The sequence below is a fragment of the Actinoplanes derwentensis genome (assembly GCF_900104725.1).
Lineage (GTDB): Bacteria > Actinomycetota > Actinomycetes > Mycobacteriales > Micromonosporaceae > Actinoplanes > Actinoplanes derwentensis.
The window spans coordinates 917,935-940,525 of the sequence record NZ_LT629758.1; the positions used below are offsets into that span (position 1 = coordinate 917,935).

The window sequence follows — 22,591 nt, forward strand, 5'->3', positions numbered from 1 at the left end:
GTGAAAAGAAAACAGTTTCGCGAGCCGAGAATCCTTCTCGCAGGTGCTCCGGCCTGCATGTAATCCGGCGATCTAAAGATTTGCACCTCCGCTTGGACTACCGCTTCTGTGTGACTGCGCGAAATGACTGTCCCGGGTTAAGTTCTTTCCGGCCAGCGGATCCCGCCGGTTCGAGGGAAACAATTCCGCCAGTCTTCGAGGAACAGGTATGCCTGCTGTCACGCGTCGCCGGAACCGAAAGCTGCGGGCCTTCATGGTCGTCGGCCTCTGCGGTTTCGTCCCTGCCGGGCTGGCGAGTGCCGGCGGCATCGCGTTCGCGGAGATGACGGCACCGTCGTGGGTCTCCACGACGAATGTCACGGTCCGTGTCGAAACCGGCGTCGTCACGGAGGCCGGAACCGGTGTCGCCACGGAGGTCAGCCCGGCGGCGAGCGCCGCGCCGGTCCGGAACGAGGCCGGCCCTGGAGCGTCATCCCGGGTCACCGCCTCGCCGTCGCGGGCCGTCCCCGAGCCGAAGGTTCCCGATGTCGAGCCAGAGCCGGGGTCGGAGACGACCTCGGCGGCCGAACCCGGGAAACCCGGCGAGGTCCCGAAGACCACCGAACCCGCCGAGCCGGTCGAGGCGCCCGTCAGCGCATCCCCGACCAGCACACCGGACGAATAACCCGATTTCGCGCGCGCCGCATCCACCGGGACGCCACGCGCACACCCACATTCAGGAGAACGAACATGTCACGCTCCAAGAAGCGCCTTGCCGTCATCGGTGCCGGAGTCGGTACCGCCGCCCTGGTCGTCGGCGGGGTGGCCTTCGCGGCTTTCAACCAGATCGCCGTCGCGAGCCCGACCGGCACCACCTCGGCGGAGTCGTTCGCACCGCTGACCGTCTCCGGCGAATGGCTCGGCCGCCCGGCCCCGAACGGCACCTACCCGACCGACGGCAGCAACCTGCGCCTGCTGCCGGGGGAGGCCGGCGACGTCAAGATCAGCCTGACGAACCCGAGCAGCAACACCGTCCAGGGCAAGGTTCTCTACATCAAACCCGTCGCGCCGACCGCCGCGGACGACGTCTGCAACAGTGCCTTCGAGGTCGCGACCTACACCCCGGGCGCCAGCAACCCGGTCGTGGTCAAGAACGGCCTGTCGATCGTGGTCACCCTGCGTAAGGCTGTCACGCTCAAGTCGAGCGCCACCGAGACCTGCCAGGGCAAGACGTACCCGACCAAGTTCGAGGTCAAGTTCGAGGCGACGCGCGACGCGGTGACCGGATCGACGGCCTCGTTCAACCCCGACACCACGCCCACCACGACCACCACGCCCTGATTCACGCACTGAGATAAGGGCCCTGGCCGGCTGGAATGTGGCCGGGGCCCTTATCCGATCGAACCACCCGTCAGACCGACTGGACCGCCGGACGTGTGGCGGCCGGAACCTCCAGGTCGCCGAGCAGGACGGTCAGGCCGAGACTGCGGGTGAGTTGGAGCAGCGCCGAGGTGACGGCATCGTCGGTATCCGGCGGCGGGTCGAGGCGCAGGAAGTCGACGGGCAGCCGGGGGAGGGCGGTCAGGGCCGCGAACGACGTGCCGAAGTCCCGGACCGCGATCCGTGCTCCGATCGTACGCAAGCCGGTCAGTTGATCTTGTTGGGTGGCGACCGCGCCCTCCGGGACCTCCAGCACCACGTCGTGCCCAGTCAGTTCGGTGCCGAAGCCGGGGCGGCGCAGCTGCTCGTCGATAACCCGGACCACGACGTATCCGCCACCCGGCGGGCCACCGGCGAGGACCAGCGACAGCAGCCGGTCCGCGAGCCGCCCGGCCGCGCCGATCCGGCCCGCGAGCGCCCGCAGCTCGTCCGCGGCGATCAACCCGCGGACCGGATGATCCCACTCCAGGTTTGCGTCCGCGCCGACGTTCTCCCCGGTCGAAGAGCGGATCGGCTGGTACGTCACGGCAAGGCGGCCGTCGTCCGGCGCGGACAGCAGCGCCCCGAGTTCACCCGCCAGATCGTCTTCGCCGGTGACCGCCGCTCCCAGTCCGGGATGCCACACCTGCCAGCCGGAACCGCGGCGCTTGACGTCGTACATCGCCACGTCCGCCCGGTGCAGCAGGGTGCCGGCGTTCGTCTCGCCCGGTTCGCTGACCGCGACCCCGATGCTGGCCGCCGCGTTCATCGGCAGGTCGCCGACGACGAACGGCCCGGCGATGGCGGCGAGGATCCGGCGGGCCACCGCGGTCGCGTCCGGCTCACCGGACGCCGTCTGCACCACCACCGCGAACTCGTCACCACCGAGCCGGCCCACCAGGTCGTCACCGCGCACCGACCGGGACATCGCACCGGCCACCGCGACCAGCAGACCGTCACCGACCTGATGCCCGAGCCGGTCGTTGACGGCTTTGAACCCGTTCAGGTCGATGAGCAGCACCGCGATCGGCCGGCCGGTCCGCGCGGCCCGGCGCAGCGCGTCGTGCAGTTCGTCGTGCAGGCGGGCCCGGTTCGCCAGGCCGGTGAGCGGATCCGTCTCGGCGGCCTCGGTGCTCTCCCACTGGGCCAGCAGTTGCCGGGCAACCACCAGGCCGGTCAGCCCCATGCCACCGAGGACCAGGCCGTACCAGGGGAAGGGGTTTCGCTCGTGCAGTGTCGCGGCGGCCATCAGCGCATAGCCGACACCGATCCCGAGATAGGGCAACTTCCCCGCGACGGTACGCCGCCGCAGAGCCTCGGTGGCCACCGGCTGGTCCGCCTGCCGCCACAGTTCGATCATCGCGCCCGCGAACAGGAAGTGCGTGGTCAGCCAGCAGGCGAAGTCGAACGACGACCGGGGTACCACCGACATGTGCGCCTGTGCCCAGCCGAGATAGGCGTCTCCGGCCAGCAGCGCGGCGATCGCCCCGCCGATCATGGTCAGGGCGCGCCGGCTGACCCGGCCGGTGCCGCGCAGCAGTACCCGGGCGAGGGCGAACAGCACGAGCAGGTCCGCCACCGGATAGCAGGCCGCGGCGAGGATCAGCCCGGTGGACGCGGTGGCGCTGGTCAGGGCCGGGCCGATCGCCACGTACCAGAGGACCATCGCCGCGCCGAGAACCACCGTGCCCGCGTCCAGCAGAGTCTTCCAGCGCTCCCGTTTACCGGCCCGGTGCAACGGAACCAGCAGCAGCCCCGCGAAGATGACCCCCATGGTGGCGAGGTGCATGACGTCGCCGGGCTGTGGAAACGCCGTCGTTCCGGTGGCGGTGAAGGTCAGCGAGATGGTCAGGGTGAGCACCGCCGCGGCGGTGAGCGTGACCACGGCCGGCCGCACCGACCGGGCCAGCCCCGGATGCCGGCAGGCCCGTACCCCGAAGAAGATCGCCACCAGGTCGTGGAAGAGCATGGCCGGCCCGGCTACCATCTCGGCCGTGGCGACACCGGTGACCGCCACCGCCACGAGCCCGGCCATCGCCGCGGCGTAGACGGCGTACTGCACCGCGAGCCATTTGCCACCCGACAAGGATCTCCCCTTCCCTCCTTGTCCTTCGGCCGGTGGCGCCGTCAGCTTGAGGGGTTCGGGCTCCCGTTCAGGATGGGCAGGAGTTTGCCGGTGATGGCGCCCAGGCGGCGGACGTCGTCCTCGGTGAGGTGGTCGAAGACCAGGCGGCGGACCTCGGCGACATGGCCGGGTGCGGCCTCCTCGAGGACGGCGAGTCCGGCGTCGGTGAGGTACGCGATCTGGCCCCGTTTGTCGGTGCGGCAGGCGCGGCGGCCGACCCAGCCGCGTTGTTCCAGGGCGGAGACCGCGTGCGAGAGCCGGGTGGTGGTGGTGCCGGCGCGGCGGGCCAGTTCGGTCATCCGGATGGCCCGGTCCGGCTGGCCGCTCAGAGCCGACAGGATGTGGTAGTGGGTGTGCGGGAGGCCGGCCTCCTCCCGCAACTGCCGGTCCAGCGCGGTGGGCGTCAGCATCAGGACCTGGGCGAGGTTCATCCAGGTGTCCATCTCCGCGGCGCTGAGCCACTGCGGTTCGGTCTGCGGGGTGCTGGCGTGCGGTGCTGCGGTCACGACGTCATCCTCGCTTGCCGATGTGTCAGACGCTGGTCGGGATCAGGACGTGCGCGTTGATGGACCGGACCTGGGCGGCCAGTTCGGGGATCTCGACGACCTCGACGCCGTTGCGGCGCAGCGTTCCCACGCCGTCGCAGTCGGCGAACAGCAGTGGCTCGCGCCAGGCCAGGACGACCCGGCGGATGCCGGCGTCCAGGACGAGTTGGGTGCACGTGGCCGGCCGGGACCGGCGTGTGGTGCACGGTTCCAGCGAGGTGTAGAGGGTGGCGCGGGACAGGTCGAGCCCGGGTGCATCGGCGAGTTTGGCCAGGGCGGCCTCCTCGGCGTGGTGGTGCGGATGCCCTTCGCCGGTGTAGCCGGTAGCCAGCACGACGCCGTCGTGATCGACGATCACGGCTCCGACGGCGTACCGGTCCGGCACCGGCGGGGCTTCCAGGGACTCCTGGATCGCCTCGGCGAGCCAGTCGTGGTCGTCATACGGGTTGCTCATGCTGTGCCCTATCGGTTGAAGCCCGCAGCACCGGAGGTTCAGGCCTGGGCCACGGTGGTTTCGGCCTGGGCCAGGGAATCCTCGGCCCGGGCCGCGACGGCTCAGGCCGCGACGGTGACGAGCAGGTCCGTGACCGGGAGCCGGTCACGCGGGGCCGTCTCACGGGCGGCGAACGGCTCGGCCAGTACGCCGAACTCGTCACGCCGCCCGACGGCGAGGACCACCAGCGGCGTCAGGCCGGGCTGGTCCAGCAGTGCGGTGATCCGTGCGGCGTCGAAACCGCCGAGCTGGTGCACGGCGATGCCGTCGTGCTGGGCCTGCACCGACAGGTGCGCGACCGCCTGGCCGGTGTCGTAGATCGCCCACGGGCGTCCGGTGCCGTCCGGTGCCGTCGTCTGCGCCGCCGCGATGATCAGGGCGGACGCGGCGTGCGCCCAGGTCTGGTTACCGGGGGCGAGGGCTTCGAGGACCCGGGCGTGGGCCTCGGTGCCACGCTCGGTGACGGCGAACCGCCACGGCTGGGTGTTGGAGGCGCTCGGCGCCCACCGGGCGGCTTCCAGCAGCGTGGTCAGTTGCTCCGGGGTGAGCTGGTGGCCGTTGTCGAACGCGCGGGGGCTCCAGCGTTCGGTGAGCAGCGGGTGCAGGGGTGCGGTGGTGGTGGCGGTCTTCATGGTGGTGCTCCAGTCTGGCTGAGGGGATCAGGCCGCGGACGGCAGGTCGATGGTGTGCGCGGTGTGGTCGCGCTTGGTGGTGAGGTAACGGGCGTTGGCGGCGGACAGGTGCACGCCGGTCGGGACCTGGTCGATCACCCGGATGCCGAGCGCGTCGAGCTGCGCGGCCTTGTCGGGGTTGTTGCTGAGCAGCCGGATCCGGTCGGCGCCCAGCGTGGTGAGCATCTGCGCGGCGGCGGTGTAGTCGCGTTCGTCCTCGCCCCGGCCCAGCGCCAGGTTGGCCTGGTAGGTGTCGAGCCCGCTGTCCTGCAGCGCGTAGGCGTCGAGTTTGGCGTAGAGGCCGATCCCGCGACCCTCCTGGCGCAGGTAGAGCAGGAACCCACCGGCCTCGGTGATCCGCTCGGCGGCCTCTCGCAGCTGCGGGCCGCAGTCGCAGCGCTCGCTGCCGAAGACGTCCCCGGTCAGGCATTCGCTGTGCGGCCGGACCAGTGGCGACGTGGTGTTCTGCCAGTCACCGAGCCCGAGGGCGAGGTGTTCGCGGCCGTCGGCCAGGCCGGTGAAGGTGAACACGTCGGCCGTCGTCGAGTACCCGTCGGGGAACCGTAACGGCACTGTCACCCGCGTGCGCACCTGTGCTGTCACGCCGAGCATGGCAGTCATCCCGTACCCCCCAAGCTTTGTTGAACCTTCACCAACAAGAGTCGACCTCAAATGTTGAAGAATCAACTAAACGGGGTGAGTCGAAGATCATGCCCCGCGCCCTTGCGCTCCGGGGCGAGGGGTTCTATCCGACCAGGGTGAACGAGGTGACCGCCTGGGCGCCGGTCGCCCTGGTCGTGGAGAAGCGGTTCTGATCGGCGTTCCAGTAGACGTAGCCGAAGCGGGCGCTGCTGAGCCAGTACGTCGGCAGGACACCGCTCTTCGCGCCGGTCGGGGTCAGGAAGAACAGGATCTGGTCGTTGTCGATCTCGATGTCGAACGCCTTGTGCCCGCTCCGGTCGATGACATCTTTCTCGTCGATGTCGCACACCCCCCAGTACAGGGTGGTGCCGCCCTGTTCCCGGACGCCGAGACAGTCCTTTCGGCTGCCCGGTGCGGTGAAGATCAGGAAGAGCTGACCGTAGGAGTACGAGAACTGCAGTGCGTGATCGATGACGAGCGGGGATCCGCCGGGGCCCAGAGTCACGGCTCTGTCGGAGGTGCTCTCCAGGTTCTTGCCCTGTTCGACGGCGTGCAGCCGGAAAGGCTGTTCGCCGTTCAGCACGGCGTTCTCGTACAGCCCCTTGTTCGGCAGCGGGTCGGGGGAGAAGAGCGGCACCGAGACCGATGACCTGGTCCCGGCGGTCCCGGTGTTCCGATCCGTCCGGGAGATCAGCTGGTAAGCGGTCGTCCCGAGCCCGGCGAGCGCCACCGCCACCGCCACCCCGATCGCCAGCGCCGGAGTGCGCCGCCGGACCGGTGATCGCGGCCGGGCCCGCCCGACCACCGGCGCGGAGACCGGGCGCGCCGGGACCGTTGCGCGCTGGGTGACCGGCGCCGGGACCTTGGTCAGGGCGTTCAGGATCTGCTGGGCGGTCGGGCGCCGCTCCGGATCCTTCTCCAGGGCGCGTTCGACGAGCGGCCGTAACGGCCCGTCCAGCCCGGCCAGGTCCGGTGCCTGCGTCAGGATCCGCATGGCCGTGGCCGTCGGCGACTCACTCTCGAACGGGGTGTGGCCGGTGGCCGCGTAGGCGACCAGCACACCCCAGGCGAAGATGTCGGCCGCCGCCGTCACGTCGGTGCCCCGCACCGACTCGAAGCGTTCCGGCGCCATGTAGGACACCGTGCCGACCATCTGATTGGTGCGGGTGTGCGCGCTGGTCAGATCGGTGTTCCGGGCGATCCCGAAGTCGATCACCTTGATGCCGCCGCTGGTCAGCAGCACGTTGCCGGGTTTGAGATCCCGGTGGATCACCCCGGCGCCGTGGATCGCCACCAGCGCCGTCGCCGCGCCCACCCCGAGATTGAGCAGTGCGGACCCGCGCAACGGCCCGCGTTCCCGGACCACCTGACTCAGCGACGGGCCTTCGATGTACTCGAAGACCAGGTACGGCGTGTGGTGTTCGGGGTCGGCGTCCAGCACCGCCGCCGTGCAGAACGACGGGACCTCGCGGGCGCGCCGGGCCTCGCTGCGGAACCGGGCCCGGTACTCCGGGTCGTTCGCGAACTCCGGCCGGATCACCTTGACCGCGACCTGCTGCCGGCTGCCGGGTTCCATGCCCAGGTAGACGGCACCCATACCGCCCTGACTCAGTCGCGACAGGACGCGGTACCGGCCCAGGGCGACCGGGTCACCGGGCAGCAGCGGCATCGACACGAGGTTGGAAGATACAGGGTGATGATTTCTTCTGTCTGACATCCAGTACGCCGATCACCGTGGTCCGCCGGATCCAGGTCAGCGCAGCAGGGCCCGGCCGGGTTGATCGGTCGCTTGGAACACCGCGATCACGGTCTCGTCCGGCCCGGACGCCACCCAGAAATGACCGGCGAAAGTCTTCTGCACATAGGTCTGTCCGGGTTCGACACTCGCGTAGGGCGACTGTTCGCCCTCGTCGTCGATCCAGGACAGGGTGACGGTCTCGTCGCCGTCGTTGACGAAACCGATCCGGGTGTCCGCGCCGTCCTCGACGCTGCGCAGCGACGAGCCCAGGTCGGCGGGCAGGGCCCGCAGGTCCGGCCAGGTGCCGACGTCGTCCGGATCCACCGAGGCGGACGGCGCGGGTGACGCCTCGGGCGCCGGTGACGCCGCCGCCGGGATCGCCGCGGCCGACGGGGTCGCCGCGCCGGACGGCCAGAGCTGGACGAGCAGCACCACCCCACCGATGCCGAGCACGGCCGCGAGCGCGATGACCACCAGGGCCAGCCGCCGGTTGCCGCCCTCCGGCGAGGGTTCCAGGTGCTCACCGGCCGGCAGGTGGCTGGTGTCCACTTCGACCAGAGGAGGGTCGTACGGGTCCACCGGCGGCGTCAGGTCTTCTTCCACCCGGCCAGGATATTGATCATGACGGGTGTCCCCGAGGGCGGGTCACCGGTTGACCCGGTCGATCACCTTCTCGACGAACAGCCACCCGCAGACGGCGGCGAGGGTCAGCGGGAGCATCACGTACCACTCGCCCAGCACGCCGAAGTCGTCCGTGCGGCCCATCGTGTGCAGCAGGCTGACCACGGCCAGCGGCAGACCGGCGATCACCACGAGCACGTAGCGCATCCACATGCGGGCGGTGCTGACCGGAGCCGTCTCGGCGGGGGTTTCGGCGTTCTCGATGTCCATGGCGGAGACTCTGCCAGCCGGCAACCCGTCCGCGAATCGGACGCCGGCCGGATCCTGACCTATACCCGAGGTTATAGAGCGAGCCGCAGATGCCCGGCGAGCGAGTCCAGGAAGTCCCGCGCGTCGAACATCGCTCCCGCCGAAAGCACCCCTGAACTGCGGTTTCGTCCGTCGAGGAGCCGTTCGGCCGCTTCGACGGCCAGCGGCGCGCTGACCGCGTAGATGTCCCGGCCGCTCACCGAGATCCGCCGCCGGGTCCCGCCGGCCCGCACGACGACGTCCACAGTGAATGTCTCCGGCTCCCCGCGCGCGGCGTCCGAGGCCAGCTCGCGGGCCGCAGCAACGGACATGTAGGTGCGGATCTCGCCGACTTCGTGATGACTGGGCACGGTGACGACCTCGGCCATCGTGAACCCCGCCAGCACCGGACGCGGACCCGGCGGGAAGTCCCACTCCACCACCGGCAGATCCCGGTCGTCGCGGTAGTAGTCGAGACGCCCGCCGGTGAACCGGACCCGCCGGCCGCCCCGGCGCTCCCGGGACACCGCACCGGCCGTGCGGGTGCCGGGTGTGGGGGACCAGCCGCTCAGCCCGTACGCCACGTCGATCTCGTCCACCGGGGCTCCGCCGGTCACCGCCGAGACCAGCAGATCGGCCAGCCCACCGAAGAACGCCATGGCCGGTACCACCGGAATCGGGGCTCCGGCGAACCTGGTGAACGTGTCGGTGATCGCCTCGATCTCGGCGGCCACGTCCACGTACGGGATCCCGGCCTCGATCGCTGCCGAGATCACCGGCCCGGCCGTCACCGCGAACGGCCCCGCACAGTTGATCACCGCCGCCGCGTCCCGCAGGTCCAGCGGATCCGCCCGGCCGATCGGCTGCACCGCGAAACCCCGCCGGAGCAGCTCGTCCACGACGAAACGACCGGTGTGTCCCTGAGCGCCGACCACGGCGACGCGATTACCCGTACCCATGGTGATGATCCTGACGGGGTTGACCGGCTCGGACGAGTGTCCGGAACGACAGCTCCCGTACAGTTTCGGACATGGCCACCATCGCGCTCGCCGCCCTCGACGGCATGCTGCACTTCGAGTTCGCGATGGCTTGCGAGGTCTTCGCCCACGACCCGTCCGGCCGGGCCGATCCCTGGTACGACCTGGTCGTCTGCGCTGCCGGGCCGGTCGGCGCCGGGCGGTTCCGGATCGACCCCGACGACGGTCTGGACCGGCTCGCCCGCGCTGACATCGTGATCGTCCCGGCGGTCGCCGACATCGACGCGCCGTTGCCCGCCGGGCTGCTCGACGCCGTCCGCGGCGCCCATCACGCGGGCGCGCGTCTGGTGTCGCTGTGCACCGGCGCGTTCGTGCTCGCCGCTGCCGGGGTCCTGGACGGGCTACGCGCCACCACCCACTGGGCGCACACCGCCGAACTCGCCGTCCGGTTCCCGCGGGTGCGGGTCGATCCGGACGTCCTCTACGTCGACAACGGCACCGTGCTCGCCTCCGCCGGTAAGGCCGCCGCCATCGACCTCTGCCTGCACCTGATCCGCCGGGACCATGGCTCCACCGTCGCCAACGCGGTGGCCCGCCGCCTCGTCGTGCCGCCGCACCGGTCCGGCGGCCAGGCCCAGTTCGTCAACACCCCGGTCCCGGCCCGCGACGATCACCGGTTCGGCGAGCTCTTCCCCTGGGTGATGCGGCGCCTGGACCAGCCGTTGACCGTCGAGGACCTGGCGAAACAGGCGAACATGAGTTCCCGCAACCTGGCCCGCCACTTCCACGCCGTCACCGGCACCACGCCGCTGCAGTGGCTGACCGGGCAGCGCCTGCGCCGCGCCCAGGAACTGCTGGAGAACACCGAGGACAGCGTCGAACTGATCGCCCGGGCGTCCGGTCTGGGTACCGCCACCACGTTGCGCCGGCACTTTCACCGGGCCGTCGGCGTGCCGCCGGACACCTATCGCCGCACGTTCCGCGGGGCCTGACATGCTGGGCCGATGACCGTTCCCGTCGACGCCGACATCGCCCTCGTCGGAGGTGGCGGTGCGGCCAGCCTGGTGCTGGCGGCGCTGGGGCCAGGACCGCGGGTGGCGGTCGTCGACCCGGTTCACAAACGTGGTCAGGATCGGACATGGGCGTTCTGGGGCACTCCCGGTACCTTCCTCGACCCGCTGCTCAGCGCCAGCTGGGACGCCGTCGACGTGGTCACCGCGGCTGACCGCCGGACCTTGGATCTTCAGCCGCTGCGCTACGCCATGCTCCGTTCCGCACCCCTTTACGAGCTGGCGGACCAGAACCTTTCGGCGGTACGGGTGACAGCGCCCGCCGGAACGCTGGCCGACGACGGCTCCGGTGTCCTGGTCAGTGCCCTCGACGGCACCCCGCTCGTGCGCGCGTCCTGGGTGCTCGACTCGCGGCCCCGCAAACCGGATCGTCCCGGCCGCACCAACTGGCTGCAGCACTTCCGTGGCTGGTGGCTGGAATCGGACAAGCCGGTGTTCGAACCGGGGCGGGCGGTGCTGATGGACTTCCGCACTCCGCAGCCCGCGCGCGGCGTCTCGTTCGGTTACGTCCTGCCGGTCAGTGACCGTTTCGCCCTGGTCGAGTACACCGAGTTCTCCCCGTCGGTGCTGACCGGCGACGAGTACGACACCGCCCTGCGCGGTTACGCCGGCACCCTCGGCCTCGACCTCACCGCACTGCGCGTGCGGGAGGTGGAGAACGGGGTCATCCCGATGACCGACGGAGTCTTCGACGCGCGCCCGTCACCCCGGGTGGTGCGGATCGGCACCGCCGGTGGCGCGACCCGGCCCTCGACCGGTTTCACGTTCACCGCGATGGTCCGGCAGGCCGAGCAGATCGCCCGCGAGGTCGCCGCCGGCCGCCCGCCGCTGCCCGAGGCCCCTTATCCGGCCCGGCACCGGTGGATGGACGCGGTGCAGCTACGGGCCCTGGACCGGGGACTGGTCGACGGGGTGGCGTTCTTCGAGCGGCTCTTCGACCGCAATCCGGCCTCGCGGGTGCTGCGGTTCCTGGACGGGACCACCTCGTGGGCCGAGGACCTGGCGCTGATGTCGTCGAGCCCGTTGCTGCCGATGACCCGCGCGGCCGCCGGGGACGCGTACGCCCGCCTCTTGTGATGTGGGATTTTGCACTGTCCGTGCAATTGTCGGCTCCGAGCTGGGTGTTTAGCGTCACTGGGCATGACAGCAACGTGGACGTTCGCCGTCGGCCGTGACGACCTCGCCCGGACCAGCGTGACCGGGGGTTCCACCCCGGCGCTGACCGACGGTGAGGTGCTGCTGCGGGTCGACCGGGTCGGGATCACCGCCAACAACGTCACCTACGCGGTCCTCGGCGAGTCGATGCGTTACTGGGAGTTCTTCCCGAGCGGCCTCGGTGCCGGGTGGGGGCTGCCACCGCTCTGGGGGTTCGCCGAGGTCGCCGAGTCCACGATTGCGGAGATCAAGACCGGACAGCGGTTGTACGGGTATCTGCCGCCCGCCGGGCACCTGGTGGTCCGCCCCGACCGCATCGACGACAGCGGCTTCCGGGACGTGTCCGCACACCGGGCCGACCTGCCGTCGCCGTACAACGCCTACCGCGCCACCATCGGTGACGCCGCGTACCGGGCCGATCAGGAAGACCTGCTGGTGCTGTTCCGGCCGCTGTTCTTCACCTCGTTCATGCTCGCCGACCAGGTCGCCGACAACAGTTTCTACGGAGCCGAAGCCATCGTCGTGTCGTCGGCGTCCAGCAAGACCGCGTATGCGGCGGCCTTCGAACTGCACGGGCGGGGACCCCGGCTGATCGGGCTCACCTCACCCGGAAACGTGGCGTTCACCGAGGCTCTCGGCTGCTACGACCAGGTCCTGGCGTACGACCAGGTATCTGATCTGGCGGCGGTCCCGACCGTCTATCTGGACCTCTCCGGAGCGCCCGAAACCCGTACCGGCCTGCGGTTTCATCTCGGCTCACAGCTCATCCGGGACATCGCCGTCGGCCTCACCAACCGCATCCCGAACGCCGACGCCGCCGGCGAGGTCTTCTTCGCCCCGGTCCAGATGCGCAAACGGCGCCAGGACTGGGGGCGCGACGGCCTGGACGAGCGTTTCGCCGAGGCCTGGCACCGGTTCGCGGCCGTCGCGCAGGGCTGGGTCGACGTGCGGCTCGGCCAGGGGCCGGACGGGCTGCGCGAGGCCTGGCTGGACGTACTGGCGGGCCGGACCCCGCCGCGAACCGGGAGAATCGTGCAGCTCTAGGGTGTCCCGATGATCAACAGGGGCACACGGCGGCTGGTCGCGATGGGTGTGGTCGTCGCGGCCTGCGCGGTCGCCCTGCCGGGGAGTGCGCCCGCGATTCCCGCGCCGCCGGGGTTCAGCTACTACACGTTGTGCTTCGACGAGCCGAACGTCTCGTGTTCCGTCAGTGGCGTGACGCCCGAAGCGGTCCCGGTCTCCACCCGGCGCCCACAGCCCACCCGGTTGTCCACGAACGGGGTGGCCGGCTGTTTCCAGGGCGAGTCCCGGCCGGTCGTCGACACCGTCGTCCCGGTGCTCTCGGTGGTCTTCACCGACCCCTCCGCCGACGAGATCCGGGTGACCTTCGAGGAAGAGCGCCTCGACGGGACCGGGGAGACCGAAGAGATCAGCACCAGCGGGCTGCCGGGCGAGAAAGTGGAACTGGAGCCCGGGGAGAACGGGCTGGAACCCGGGGCCTCCTACCGCTGGCGGGTCCGGGGGACCGACTTCACTGCCGTCGATCCCGGGTGGTCGCCGTGGTGCGAGTACACCGTCGCCGCCGGGCTGGTGGACCTGCGCGAGGCCACCGATCCGGCTGTCGTCACCGAACTGGGTGTGACACCGGGCCGCCGCTATCCGGTCACGTTGACGGCGAGAGAGTGGAAGCTGGTCGCGGAAGCGGTCGAGGAGTTCGAGGACGACGGGACCGTTGAGGAATTCGAGACCGCGCCTCGTACCCGGCTGGACCTTCTGCTCGCCGCCGCCGGTAGCGGCCCGACCCGGACCCTGACCGGTGACCAGTGGGCGGCCGTGGCCGCTCAGACGGCGGCCACGGCCAGTGCGCAGGACATGTACTTCGAGGAGGACCCGGAGGTCGCCGGCCGGGACGGCACCGGTTTCTGGACGGCCCTCGACCGGATCTCGGTGCAGCTCGGCGGCCCGGCCCGGCCCTCGCTGGGCTACTACCGCTGAGGCTCAGCCCTTGACCGCCCCGGTCAGGCCGCCGACGATGCGGCGTTCGAACAGGCTGAAGAACAGCAGTGCCGGAAGCATCGACAGGGACGTGAACGCGAGCACCTTCGCGGTGTCCACCGAGTACTGCGACGCGAACGCCTGCACCCCCAGCGGCAGGGTGAAGCTGTCCTGGTCGTTGAGGATGAACAGCGGCAACAGGTAACTGTTCCAGCTGTTGACGAACGCGAGGATCCCGGTGGTGATCAGGCCCGGCACCGACAGCGGGAGCACGATCCGCCAGAAGAAGCCGAGGCGGCTGCACCGGTCCAGGGCGGCGGCCTCCTCGATCTCCTTCGGGATGGCCCGCAGGAACGGGACCAGGATGATGATCGTGGTGGGCAGCCCGAACGCGATCTGCGGCAGGATCACGCCGGGCAGGGTGTTCACCAGGCCCAGGTTCTTGATCAGGATGTAGAGCGGCGTGATGGCGACGGTCACCGGGAACATCAGGCCGGCGGCGAACAGCGCGTACATCGCCGCCCGGCCCCGGAACCGGTAACGGGCCAGGACGTAACTGGCCATCACGCCCAACACCACCACACCGATGGTGGTGGCGCCGGCCGCGATTGTCGAGTTGCCGACCTGACGCCAGAAGACGTCGCTGGTCAGCACCCCGGTGTAGTTGCCGGGCTGCCACGGGTCGGGCAGTCCGGCCGGGTCGGTGGTGATCTGCGAGTTGGTCCGGAAGCCGCCGATGATGATGTAGAGGACCGGCCCGAGCATGAGACCGATCAGGGTCAGCGCGGCGACGTAGACGATTCCGTTGCCCCGTGGGGCGTGAGTGGCCGTGGCCATGTCCTACCGTCCTCCGGTGAGCGCGCCCTCGGTGTCGCGGCGCAGAACGAAACGCTGGTAGACGAGCGCGATGACCATCGAGATGCCGAACAGCACCACGGCGACGGCGTTGCCGTACCCGTAGTTGCCGGCGTTACGGCCCTCGGTGACCATGTACGTCGCCATGGTCGAGGTGCCGGCGGTCGACGCCACGTACTGGCCCCAGATGATGTAGACCAGATCGAACAACTGCAGTGCGCCGATGATCGACAGGAACGCCCAGATCCGGATCGTCGGCCCCAGCAGCGGCAGGGTGATCCGCCGCTGGATCTGCCAGTACGACGCGCCGTCGACCGCGGCCGCCTCGGACAGTTCCTCCGGGATGTTCTGCATGCCGGCCAGGAACAGGATCACCGCGAACCCGACGTACTTCCAGGTCAGGATCAGCATCAGGGTCCAGATGGCGAGGGCCGGGTTCGCCAGCCAGTCCTGCGTCAGCGATTCCAGCCCGATCGACCGCAGGACACCGTTGACGGCGCCGCCGGTCTGCAGCAGCAGGCTCCAGGCCGTACCGACGATGACTTCGGAGATCACGTACGGGACGAAGATCAGCACCCGGATGATCGACTGGCCGCGCATCCGCTGGTTCAGCAGCAGGGCCAGGACCAGCGCGATCGGACCCTGCAGAGCCAGCGACAGCACGACGATCTGGGCGTTGTGCCACAGCGCCTCGTGGAACAGAGTGTCCTGGATGATGGTGACGTAGTTGTCGAAGCCCACGAAGTCGGTGGCCGGCCCGAAACCCTTCCACCGGTAGAAGCCGTAGTAGGCGGCCATCAGGACCGGGAAGATCACGAAGCCGAGGAACATCAGGATGGCGGGGCCGGACAGCGCCGCGATCTCCAGACGCTGGGCCCAGCCGATTCCGCGCCGGCGCACCCTCAGCCCTTCTTGGCCGCGTCGGTCACGGCCTGGATGATTCCGGCGACGTCGCCCTTACCGGCGAGCAGGTTCACCACCCCGACGTTCAGGGCGTTGCCCACGTTCTGGCCGTAGACGGTGTCGAGCCACTGCGACACATAAGGCGCCTTGTTGTACGCGTCGAGCACTGCCTTGAGGTAGTCCTCGGTGACCGCGCCCTGTGCTTCCTTGCTGACCGGCAGGGCGTTGAAGGCTTTGTAGTAGCCCTCCTGCACGTCCTTGGTCAGGATGTAGTTCAGGAAGTCGCCGCACTGTTTCGGGGCCTGCGCCGAGCAGGAGAAACCGTCCGTGCCGCCCATGATCGCGGCCGGGTCACCCTGGCCGCCGGGAACCGCCGGGAACGGGAAGTAACCCAGGTCGGGAAGCGGCTTGGTGTCCTTGGTCAGCGAGGCGATCACTCCCGGATCCCAGGCGCCCATCAGCTCCATGCTCGCCTTGTAGTTGGCCACCAGGCCCGCCGAACTGCCCGCGCCCTGCTGGGCCGAGGTGGTCAGGAAGCCGTCGTTGAACGGTTTCGTGCCGGCGAACGCCTTCAGGTCCTCGCCGGCCTTGGTCCAGCAGGGATCGCCGAAGTTCTTGTCCTTGGCGGCGGCGTCCAGAGTGGCCTTGGTGCAGGCGCGCAGGACGAAGAAGTAGTACCAGTGGGCGGCCGGCCAGGCGTCCTTGCCGCCGAGGGCGATCGGGGTGCCCTTCGCCTTCAATTTGGTGACCGCGGAGTTGAACTCGTCCAGGGTGGCCGGTGGGGTGGTGACGCCGGCCTTCGTGAAGAGGTCTTTGCTGTACCAGAGACCGCCGGGCAGGATCGAGACGGGCACGGCGTACGCCTTGCCGTCGACCTGTCCGGTCTGCAGGGCGGCGTCGCCGACCGCCTGCTTGGTCGCCGCGGAGATGTCGCCGGTGATGTCCTTGAGCTGGCCGGCCTCCACCATCGCGGCCATCTTCCCGCCACCACGCTGCAGGAAGATGTCCGGTGCGGAGCCGGAGTTCAGCGCGGTCTGCAGCTTGCCGTCCAGGTCCTCGTTCTGCACCTGCTGGATCTTGATCTTCACCGTCGGGTTGGCGGTCTGGAAGTCGGCGACGGTCTTGTCCCAGAACGCCTTGCCGGGACCGGTCGTGGCGTTGTGCCAGAAATCCATCGTGACGTTGCCGTCCGTGCCGGAGTCACCGTCGTCGCCGCCGGTGCAGGCCGTCACGCCCAGAGCGCTCAAGGCCAGCACAGCGGCCACTGCAAGGGTCCTGCTATTTCTCATGAGGCCCACCCTTCGGTAGCGGAAGTTTCGGAAAACCTCCGGAAGATTGCGCTCAAGGTAGGAAGGGGTAGACCTCGCTGTCAAGACGCTGTTTCAGGTTCTGATGTAACGCCTGCGTAACAGTAGGGGATCCCCGAACTTCGATAACTTACGAAGGAATTCGCTGAAAGTTTCGAACGCGGAGATCCCCGGTGCCGGGTTCGTGAACCGGCACCGGGGTCCGGTGAGGCAGTCGATCAGGCGGTGCGGCAGGTCAGTGCCGGCCAGGTCCAGTTGCCGCCGTGCTGGACGGTGAATCCGAACGTGTCGCCACTGCCGTTCGGGCGGCCGGTCATGACGTTGCCGCTGGAGTCCCAGGTGGCGCTGACGTTCCAGGTGGCGGTGATGCGCTGCGGTGAGGACACCGTCACCGTCACGATCCAGTTACCGGAGCCGGTCACGGTCACCTGGCCGTTGAAGCGGTCGTTCCACTTCTGGCCCTCGCTGTAGGTGGCCGTGCAGGTCCCCGACGGCGGCGGTGTGGTGGGGCTGCCGGACGGACCGGGGGTGGGGCTGCCGGACGGGGTGCCGGACGGATCGTTGCCACCCGGGGTGTTGAGCTGGGCGAGCACCGCGTCGTAGGCGGCCTTCTTCTGACCGCTGCCGTTGAACAGCAGCGGGGTGCCGGAGGCGCGCCACGAGTCGGTGTCCCGGACACCCCAGACGGTGATCCCGTTACACCGCGTCACTGCCAGGCAGGCCTGGACGATACCGCGGTACTGCTCCGCCTGACTCGACCCGGAACCCTCGATGTCCAGCTCGGTGATCTGCACGTCGACGCCGAGGTCGGCGAAGTTCTGCAGGGTGGTGTGGTAGTTGCTCGGCACCGGGTTGCCGGAGTTGAAGTGCGCCTGGAATCCCACGCAGTCGATCGGCACGCCCCGCGACTTGAAGTCCTGGACCATCCGGTAGACACCCTGCGTCTTCGCGTGCGACCAGTTGTCGGTGTTGTAGTCGTTGTAACACAGCTTGGCACCGGGGTCGGCGGCCCGGGCGGCCCGGAACGCCGCCTCGATCCAGTCGTTTCCGGTCCGCTGCAGGTTGGAGTCGCGGCGGGCGCCCGAGGAGCCGTCGGCGAACGCCTCGTTCACCACATCCCACGAGTGGATCTTCCCCTGGTAGTACGAGGCCACCCGGGTCACATGGTTGAGCATCGCGGACCGCAGGCCGGAGCCCTCCATCCGCTGTATCCAGCCCGGCTGCTGCGAGTGCCAGGCCAGGGTGTGGCCGCGTACCTGCTTGCCGTTGCTCCGGGCCCAGTTCGCGATCTGATCACCGGCGCCGAAGCTGAACTGGTTCTGGTTGGGCTCGGTCGCGTCGGGCTTCATCTCGTTCTCGGCCGAGACCATGTTGAACTCGCGGTTCGCGATCGTCGCGTACTGCGAGTCACCGAGTCTGCTGCCGGCGATCGCGACACCGAAGTATCGGCCGCGTTCGGCGGCCGAGGCGCCCAGTGTCGACGCGGCGCTGGACGTGCCCTGCCAGACGACCGCGGTCGCGGCCGTCATGACGACGGCCATGCCGGTGACGGCGACGGCTTTCCACCGGCCGCTCCTCCGCTGTTCCTTCATCAGGTACGAACCTCCTCAGAAGTGGGAATCAGGGTCGATCCGTGCGGTAGACGGCTCGGTCGAAGTCGGCCCAGCAGTCCTCGGCGCCGAGGTCCTGCACCCACAGCCCGACAAACGCACCGGTGAAACCCCAGGCCTCCGGCTCACCAGGGGCCTTCGTCGCGGCGTATTCGTCGGACAGGGTGGTGGCGTCGAAGGTCCGGTCCAGGGTGTGCCAAGGCCCGGGACCGGGCTTGTACGCGAAGGTCAGCGCCGGGCCGTCCAGGCGTACCCGCATCTCCACCGGCCGTGCCGGGTCTTCGAGAGGCGTGCGCAGGCCTGGTGCCGCGGTGACGTGCCCGCTGTCGCAGCACAGCACGTCGAGCACCGCTGTGCCGTCGTCGTCGGCGGTCACGTGCAGGTAGTACCAGTTGCGGGAGTTGTAGTAGGCGGTGACACCCGCCAGCTGCCGGTAGCTCTGCGGCGTGAACTCACAGGTCGCCTCGAACACGCAGCGCGGAGCCGTCACCCGGCGGGCCACCAGACTCGGCCGGTGCCGGGCCATCGGCGACTGCCCGCCCCGGATCCGCAGGTGCGAGGGGCGGGCGGACAGGTCGATCCAGTCCGGGGTGGCCGGGCGGCGCAGGGTCGACCAGTCGGGCCCGAGCGCCGGGCCGTCGAAGTCGTCGTCCCCAGCCGGTCCGGGCGGCGTCACCGTGCCCGAGGGCGCCGGGACCTGCTCGGCCGGCACCCCACCGTGGACGGTGGGCCATCCACCGGGCGGCCACTCCACCTTCTGCAGTGCGGTCTCCCGGCCGAGGACACAACGACCGGACGGGGCGTACGGCCGGGCAGCCAGATGAGCCAGGTACCACTCGCCGTCCGGGGTCTGCACGAGGCTGCCGTGACCGGCCTTCTGCAACCCCAGCTCCGGGCGCCCGGCCGAGGTGAGCAGCGGACCGGCCGGATCCACCTGGTAGCCGCCGAGCAGGTGCCGGGACCTCGCGACGGTGACCTGATGCGCCCAGCTGGTGCCGCCCTCCGCGGTGATCAGGTAGTACCAGCCGTCCTTGCGGTAGATGTGCGGCGCCTCGGTGAGCCCGGCCGCGGTGCCCTCGAAGATCAGGTGCCCGCCCGGCCCGACGAGACGGCGTTCGCGGGGGTCGTACTGCTGGATCTCGATGCCCGCGAAGCGGTCGCGGCCGGGTCGCCAGTCGGCCCGCATCGAGAGCATCCAGGTGGTGCCGTCCTCGTCGTGGAACAGCGACGCGTCGAAGCCACGACCGTGCAGGACCACCGGGTCCGACCACGGGCCGGCCATGCTCGGTGCGGTGATCAGGTAGTTGCGCGGGTCCCAGTAGCCGGCCGCGAACGTCGCCACGTCGGTGTACAGCAGATGGAACAGCCCGTCGGCATAGGTGAGGTCGGGTGCCCAGACACCGCACGAGTCGGCGGTTCCGGTCAGGTCCAGGAGCCGCCGCTCGGTCAGGACTCCGCCGAGCGGCCGCCAGTCGACCAGGTCGGTGGAGTGGTGCACCCGCACGCCCGGGTACCACTCGAACGTCGACGTGGCGATGTAGTAGTCGGCACCGACCCGCAGGATCGACGGGTCCGGGTGGAAACCCGGCAGCACCGGGTTACGGATCGTACCGACAGCGGTCCTGGTGATCGTCATGGAGAACCTTCCGCTGGTGGTGGCGCGGCGGCCCATCCGCCGCGCCACGGGGAGCGATGTCGCCGGGGTCAGCCGGCCAGGCAGGTGATCGTCGGCCAGGTCCAGTTGCCGTTGGCCATGACGGTCACGCCGAAGTTGTTGCCGTTACCGTTCGGCCGGGCGGTGACCGAGCCGGTCGTGCCGCTGACCGCTGCGTTCCAGCTGTTCTGCAGGCTCTGGCCGCCGTTGAGGTTGAGCGTGACGGTCCAGGAACTGGTGCCGCTGACCGCGACGTTCAGGTTGAAGCGGTCGCCGAACTGTTCGCCGGCCGAGATCGCCGCGGTGCAGTTGCTCCCGTTCGGCGGCGGGGTGGTCGGATCGGTGCCGCCGCCACCCTCACGGACGGTGATGTCGGAACTGCCGCTGCTCTGGTAGCCCTCGGTCGCCATCACCTGGTAGCTGTGGTTGGTGCCGAGGTTCAGCCCGGCGCGGGCCCACGCGTCGAAGTGGTTGGCCGTGGTGATGGTGCCCGAGCTGCGCTTCTGCTGACGGACGCTCCAGTACTGGTAGAACGTCTGGATGCCGTCGATCGAGGGCTGGTTGACCCGCTGGCTGCGCAGGATGTCGTAGGTGCCGCCGTCGGTGGTGACGGTGCCCAGCCGGGTGGCGCCGCTGCTCGGGTTGTAACTCCCGAAGTTCTCCACGACGTAGTACTCGATCAGCGGGTTGCGGGTCCACCCGTACAGGGCGAGGTAGGTGTTGTTGTTGCCCGGGTTGTAGGTGCCCGAATAGCTGACCGTGCGGCGGGTGCCGGTGGCCCAGCCCTTGCCGCCGACCCAGTTGTTGGTGCTGTTGTTCCAGCTGCTGGAGTAACGGCCGTCGGCGCGCAGCGTCATGCTGGCGTTGCCGCTGTCCTTCCAGAACGAGAAGTAGTAGCCGTTGTGCGTGCCGGTGAGGTTCGAGGTGAGGGTCCGGTCGGCTTCGGCGTGGGCGACGCCGGCTCCGGCGACGACCATGGTGACGGCGGCGGCCGCCCCGGCGAGCAGGCGGAACAGGATGCGCCGGTAGTGCCTCGGGCGTGCGGGATCAGTGCTCATGAGGACGATTCCTCCTGGGGAAAGGCTGTCGGGGAACAGCCCGGCGGGATAGACGGCCATCGGAGCTCGTCATTGCGAAAGCGTGGCTTGCACTTCTCCCCGTTGTCAACAACTTCCGGAAATACTTCGGAAATACCGGGCTTACTTAGCGCACTTAAGATGCTCATTGAGCGGGCTTTCGGTGATGTCTTCTTCCGGAAGTGCCACCGAAACTTACGGAAGCTCCTCGGAGAGATCCATCAGCCGGTCGGCGTCCCGCGGATCCAATGTGGGCAGGTTCAACGGCAGCCGCTTGCCCCGATCGATCGCGGTCAACGGCTCGGCCGGCGGCTGGTCCAGAAAGGCGTGCATCGGCGCCACCGCCCGGGCGATCGGCTGAGCCGCCACCGCCGCGACCACGGTCAGCAGCCCGCGCAGCGCCGGTGGGAGCGGGCCGCGGTCCCCGCTCCTGGTGAACCCCGGGTGGTAGAGCACGTAGCGGGCGCGGCTGCCGGACCGCCGGGCGAACCCGGCACCGAGCAGGTCGTTGGCCCGCCCGGCCTGCAATTGTGCGGTTACGGCCGAGTAGTTCGCCGTCAACGCCGGGTCCTCCCAGTGCACCCGGCCCGTGCGGGTGCCGACTCCGGCCACGTTGACGATGACCGGCGACCCGGCCCGGTCCAACGCCGGGCGCAGCCCGAAACTGAGCAGGTAGCGGCTCAGGTAATAGAGCGCGAACGTGCGTTCCAGGCCGTCCTCGGTCAGAATCCGGCAGGGTTCCACCCGATTCGCGAACAACGCCAAGGCGTCGATCACCGGATATTCGGTCAGGATCTCGCTGATGACCCGATCATTCTCGGCCACGCTCGACAGATCGACCCGATGAAAACTGATCCTCTCGTTCGCCAGGGCCGCGCCCCGTTCGCGATTCCGCCCCAGAATCAGCACCCGGTCGCCGCGTTCCGCCCGCGCCAGCGCGAAGGCCCGGCCCATTCCGTTCGTACCACCGCTTACCACCACGACACCCATGACTGTCATCCTGGATTTCGGCCGTCGACAGCGGAAGAAGGCACTCTCATGTCCACAACGCACACCGATGTGCCCGCCTCGCTGCCGCATCCGGTGCCCGCCGCGGAATACCAGGCGTGCCCGGTCACCGACGTGATGCGGCTGCTGGGCGACAAGTGGACGCTGTTACTGATCACCCTGTTGGGGCGGCGCCCGTACCGGTTCAACGAACTGCACCGGGCCGTCGACGGCATCAGCCAGCGCATGCTCACCCGTACCCTGCGAAGCCTGGAGGTCGATGGCCTCGTCGAGCGGGAGGTCTTCCCGACGGTTCCGCCGTCCGTGGAGTACCGGCTGTCCCCGCTCGGGGTGAGCCTGCTGGAACCGGTCTCCGCGCTGGCTGCCTGGGCGGTCGGTCACCACGCCGAGATCACCCGCGCCCGAGGGTCTACGGAAAACTAAACACCCCTAAAGACTGATTTAACTGCTATATCCCACC

The 22,591-nt window shown here is 69.4% G+C and carries 23 protein-coding genes; 7 read left to right on the plus strand and 16 right to left on the minus strand.

Annotated elements, in window-relative coordinates; all coding sequences use genetic code 11:
• Positions 1-208 precede the first annotated feature (208 nt).
• Both BLU81_RS04045 and BLU81_RS04050 read left to right on the plus strand, forming a co-directional pair.
• Positions 209-664, plus strand: coding sequence for a hypothetical protein (locus BLU81_RS04045; RefSeq protein WP_157751213.1), 456 nt, complete (start codon positions 209-211; stop codon positions 662-664).
• Positions 665-729: 65 nt separating this feature from the next.
• Positions 730-1,320 (plus strand): hypothetical protein, encoded by a 591-nt coding sequence (locus BLU81_RS04050; protein ID WP_092541727.1) that lies wholly within the window; start codon positions 730-732, stop codon positions 1,318-1,320.
• A 70-nt stretch (positions 1,321-1,390) separates the two neighbouring features.
• Here the strand turns inward: BLU81_RS04050 and BLU81_RS04055 are convergent, their stop codons facing one another.
• The 9 genes from BLU81_RS04055 to BLU81_RS04095 all read right to left on the minus strand — a co-directional run bounded on the left by BLU81_RS04055 (position 1,391) and on the right by BLU81_RS04095 (position 9,480).
• On the minus strand, positions 1,391-3,484 hold the full coding sequence (locus tag BLU81_RS04055) for a diguanylate cyclase domain-containing protein (protein ID WP_092541729.1): 2,094 nt from the start codon (positions 3,482-3,484) through the stop codon (positions 1,391-1,393).
• Between the two features lie 41 nt (positions 3,485-3,525).
• A complete protein-coding gene (locus BLU81_RS04060) occupies positions 3,526-4,029 on the minus strand; it encodes a MarR family winged helix-turn-helix transcriptional regulator (RefSeq protein WP_231954123.1) in 504 nt (167 codons plus the stop codon).
• A 25-nt stretch (positions 4,030-4,054) separates the two neighbouring features.
• Entirely contained in the window at positions 4,055-4,522 is a 468-nt protein-coding gene (locus tag BLU81_RS04065; protein ID WP_092541731.1) for a deaminase, read from the minus strand.
• A gap of 101 nt (positions 4,523-4,623) precedes the next feature.
• Complete coding sequence (locus BLU81_RS04070; protein ID WP_092541733.1) at positions 4,624-5,193, minus strand: nitroreductase family protein; 570 nt, start codon at positions 5,191-5,193, stop codon at positions 4,624-4,626.
• A 27-nt stretch (positions 5,194-5,220) separates the two neighbouring features.
• Positions 5,221-5,853, minus strand: coding sequence for a GTP cyclohydrolase II (locus BLU81_RS04075; RefSeq protein ID WP_092541735.1), 633 nt, complete (start codon positions 5,851-5,853; stop codon positions 5,221-5,223).
• 124 nt (positions 5,854-5,977) lie between these two features.
• Positions 5,978-7,543: a serine/threonine protein kinase gene (locus tag BLU81_RS04080; protein ID WP_092556568.1), complete on the minus strand. Its 1,566-nt coding sequence runs from the start codon at positions 7,541-7,543 to the stop codon at positions 5,978-5,980.
• An 84-nt stretch (positions 7,544-7,627) separates the two neighbouring features.
• Complete coding sequence (locus tag BLU81_RS04085; protein ID WP_092541737.1) at positions 7,628-8,215, minus strand: VHL beta domain-containing protein; 588 nt, start codon at positions 8,213-8,215, stop codon at positions 7,628-7,630.
• A 42-nt stretch (positions 8,216-8,257) separates the two neighbouring features.
• Positions 8,258-8,503, minus strand: a complete 246-nt coding sequence (locus tag BLU81_RS04090; protein WP_092541738.1) for a hypothetical protein — start codon at positions 8,501-8,503, stop codon at positions 8,258-8,260.
• Between the two features lie 71 nt (positions 8,504-8,574).
• Positions 8,575-9,480 (minus strand): saccharopine dehydrogenase family protein, encoded by a 906-nt coding sequence (locus BLU81_RS04095; RefSeq protein ID WP_092541739.1) that lies wholly within the window; start codon positions 9,478-9,480, stop codon positions 8,575-8,577.
• A gap of 71 nt (positions 9,481-9,551) precedes the next feature.
• Here BLU81_RS04095 and BLU81_RS04100 point away from each other — a divergent pair, with 71 nt between their 5' ends.
• From BLU81_RS04100 to BLU81_RS04115, 4 genes are all read left to right on the plus strand, one after another.
• Positions 9,552-10,490 carry a helix-turn-helix domain-containing protein gene (locus BLU81_RS04100; RefSeq protein WP_092541740.1) on the plus strand — a complete coding sequence of 313 codons (939 nt, stop codon included), beginning with the start codon at positions 9,552-9,554 and terminating at the stop codon, positions 10,488-10,490.
• 12 nt (positions 10,491-10,502) lie between these two features.
• Positions 10,503-11,645: a lycopene cyclase family protein gene (locus BLU81_RS04105; protein ID WP_092541741.1), complete on the plus strand. Its 1,143-nt coding sequence runs from the start codon at positions 10,503-10,505 to the stop codon at positions 11,643-11,645.
• A 63-nt stretch (positions 11,646-11,708) separates the two neighbouring features.
• The gene (locus BLU81_RS04110; protein ID WP_092541743.1) at positions 11,709-12,767 is read left to right on the plus strand and encodes a DUF2855 family protein; all 1,059 of its coding nucleotides are present in this window, start codon (positions 11,709-11,711) and stop codon (positions 12,765-12,767) included.
• 9 nt (positions 12,768-12,776) lie between these two features.
• The gene (locus BLU81_RS04115; RefSeq protein WP_092541745.1) at positions 12,777-13,718 is read left to right on the plus strand and encodes a hypothetical protein; all 942 of its coding nucleotides are present in this window, start codon (positions 12,777-12,779) and stop codon (positions 13,716-13,718) included.
• Positions 13,719-13,721: 3 nt separating this feature from the next.
• On the opposite strand, the gene BLU81_RS04120 is transcribed toward BLU81_RS04115, so the two are convergent.
• The 7 genes from BLU81_RS04120 to BLU81_RS04150 all read right to left on the minus strand — a co-directional run bounded on the left by BLU81_RS04120 (position 13,722) and on the right by BLU81_RS04150 (position 22,113).
• The gene (locus BLU81_RS04120) at positions 13,722-14,555 is read right to left on the minus strand and encodes a carbohydrate ABC transporter permease (RefSeq protein WP_092541747.1); all 834 of its coding nucleotides are present in this window, start codon (positions 14,553-14,555) and stop codon (positions 13,722-13,724) included.
• 3 nt (positions 14,556-14,558) lie between these two features.
• Entirely contained in the window at positions 14,559-15,473 is a 915-nt protein-coding gene (locus tag BLU81_RS04125; protein ID WP_231954127.1) for a carbohydrate ABC transporter permease, read from the minus strand.
• A 2-nt stretch (positions 15,474-15,475) separates the two neighbouring features.
• Complete coding sequence (locus BLU81_RS04130; protein ID WP_092541751.1) at positions 15,476-16,765, minus strand: ABC transporter substrate-binding protein; 1,290 nt, start codon at positions 16,763-16,765, stop codon at positions 15,476-15,478.
• Positions 16,766-17,001: 236 nt separating this feature from the next.
• Complete coding sequence (locus tag BLU81_RS04135) at positions 17,002-18,375, minus strand: endo-1,4-beta-xylanase (RefSeq protein ID WP_092541753.1); 1,374 nt, start codon at positions 18,373-18,375, stop codon at positions 17,002-17,004.
• 28 nt (positions 18,376-18,403) lie between these two features.
• The gene (locus BLU81_RS04140; protein ID WP_092556570.1) at positions 18,404-20,029 is read right to left on the minus strand and encodes a glycoside hydrolase family 43 protein; all 1,626 of its coding nucleotides are present in this window, start codon (positions 20,027-20,029) and stop codon (positions 18,404-18,406) included.
• A 68-nt stretch (positions 20,030-20,097) separates the two neighbouring features.
• Complete coding sequence (locus BLU81_RS04145) at positions 20,098-21,105, minus strand: glycoside hydrolase family 11 protein (RefSeq protein WP_092541755.1); 1,008 nt, start codon at positions 21,103-21,105, stop codon at positions 20,098-20,100.
• Between the two features lie 213 nt (positions 21,106-21,318).
• Positions 21,319-22,113: an SDR family NAD(P)-dependent oxidoreductase gene (locus tag BLU81_RS04150; RefSeq protein WP_197686113.1), complete on the minus strand. Its 795-nt coding sequence runs from the start codon at positions 22,111-22,113 to the stop codon at positions 21,319-21,321.
• A 48-nt stretch (positions 22,114-22,161) separates the two neighbouring features.
• On the opposite strand from BLU81_RS04150, the gene BLU81_RS04155 reads away from it, so the two are divergent.
• The gene (locus BLU81_RS04155) at positions 22,162-22,554 is read left to right on the plus strand and encodes a winged helix-turn-helix transcriptional regulator (protein ID WP_092541759.1); all 393 of its coding nucleotides are present in this window, start codon (positions 22,162-22,164) and stop codon (positions 22,552-22,554) included.
• Positions 22,555-22,591 lie beyond the last annotated feature (37 nt).

Bases quoted from the DNA above. Each gene is read 5' to 3' on its own strand.
- BLU81_RS04120 (WP_092541747.1), bottom strand. From the start codon at position 14,555: ATGGCCACGGCCACTCACGCCCCACGGGGCAACGGAATCGTCTACGTC.
- BLU81_RS04065 (WP_092541731.1), bottom strand. From the start codon at position 4,522: ATGAGCAACCCGTATGACGACCACGACTGGCTCGCCGAGGCGATCCAG.
- BLU81_RS04095 (WP_092541739.1), bottom strand. From the start codon at position 9,480: ATGGGTACGGGTAATCGCGTCGCCGTGGTCGGCGCTCAGGGACACACC.
- BLU81_RS04070 (WP_092541733.1), bottom strand. From the start codon at position 5,193: ATGAAGACCGCCACCACCACCGCACCCCTGCACCCGCTGCTCACCGAA.
- BLU81_RS04100 (WP_092541740.1), top strand. From the start codon at position 9,552: ATGGCCACCATCGCGCTCGCCGCCCTCGACGGCATGCTGCACTTCGAG.
- BLU81_RS04090 (WP_092541738.1), bottom strand. From the start codon at position 8,503: ATGGACATCGAGAACGCCGAAACCCCCGCCGAGACGGCTCCGGTCAGC.
- BLU81_RS04155 (WP_092541759.1), top strand. From the start codon at position 22,162: ATGTCCACAACGCACACCGATGTGCCCGCCTCGCTGCCGCATCCGGTG.
- BLU81_RS04075 (WP_092541735.1), bottom strand. From the start codon at position 5,853: ATGACTGCCATGCTCGGCGTGACAGCACAGGTGCGCACGCGGGTGACA.
- BLU81_RS04150 (WP_197686113.1), bottom strand. From the start codon at position 22,113: ATGGGTGTCGTGGTGGTAAGCGGTGGTACGAACGGAATGGGCCGGGCC.
- BLU81_RS04135 (WP_092541753.1), bottom strand. From the start codon at position 18,375: ATGAAGGAACAGCGGAGGAGCGGCCGGTGGAAAGCCGTCGCCGTCACC.
- BLU81_RS04115 (WP_092541745.1), top strand. From the start codon at position 12,777: ATGATCAACAGGGGCACACGGCGGCTGGTCGCGATGGGTGTGGTCGTC.
- BLU81_RS04110 (WP_092541743.1), top strand. From the start codon at position 11,709: ATGACAGCAACGTGGACGTTCGCCGTCGGCCGTGACGACCTCGCCCGG.
- BLU81_RS04045 (WP_157751213.1), top strand. From the start codon at position 209: ATGCCTGCTGTCACGCGTCGCCGGAACCGAAAGCTGCGGGCCTTCATG.
- BLU81_RS04140 (WP_092556570.1), bottom strand. From the start codon at position 20,029: ATGACGATCACCAGGACCGCTGTCGGTACGATCCGTAACCCGGTGCTG.
- BLU81_RS04080 (WP_092556568.1), bottom strand. From the start codon at position 7,543: ATGCCGCTGCTGCCCGGTGACCCGGTCGCCCTGGGCCGGTACCGCGTC.
- BLU81_RS04105 (WP_092541741.1), top strand. From the start codon at position 10,503: ATGACCGTTCCCGTCGACGCCGACATCGCCCTCGTCGGAGGTGGCGGT.
- BLU81_RS04145 (WP_092541755.1), bottom strand. From the start codon at position 21,105: ATGAGCACTGATCCCGCACGCCCGAGGCACTACCGGCGCATCCTGTTC.
- BLU81_RS04130 (WP_092541751.1), bottom strand. From the start codon at position 16,765: ATGAGAAATAGCAGGACCCTTGCAGTGGCCGCTGTGCTGGCCTTGAGC.
- BLU81_RS04050 (WP_092541727.1), top strand. From the start codon at position 730: ATGTCACGCTCCAAGAAGCGCCTTGCCGTCATCGGTGCCGGAGTCGGT.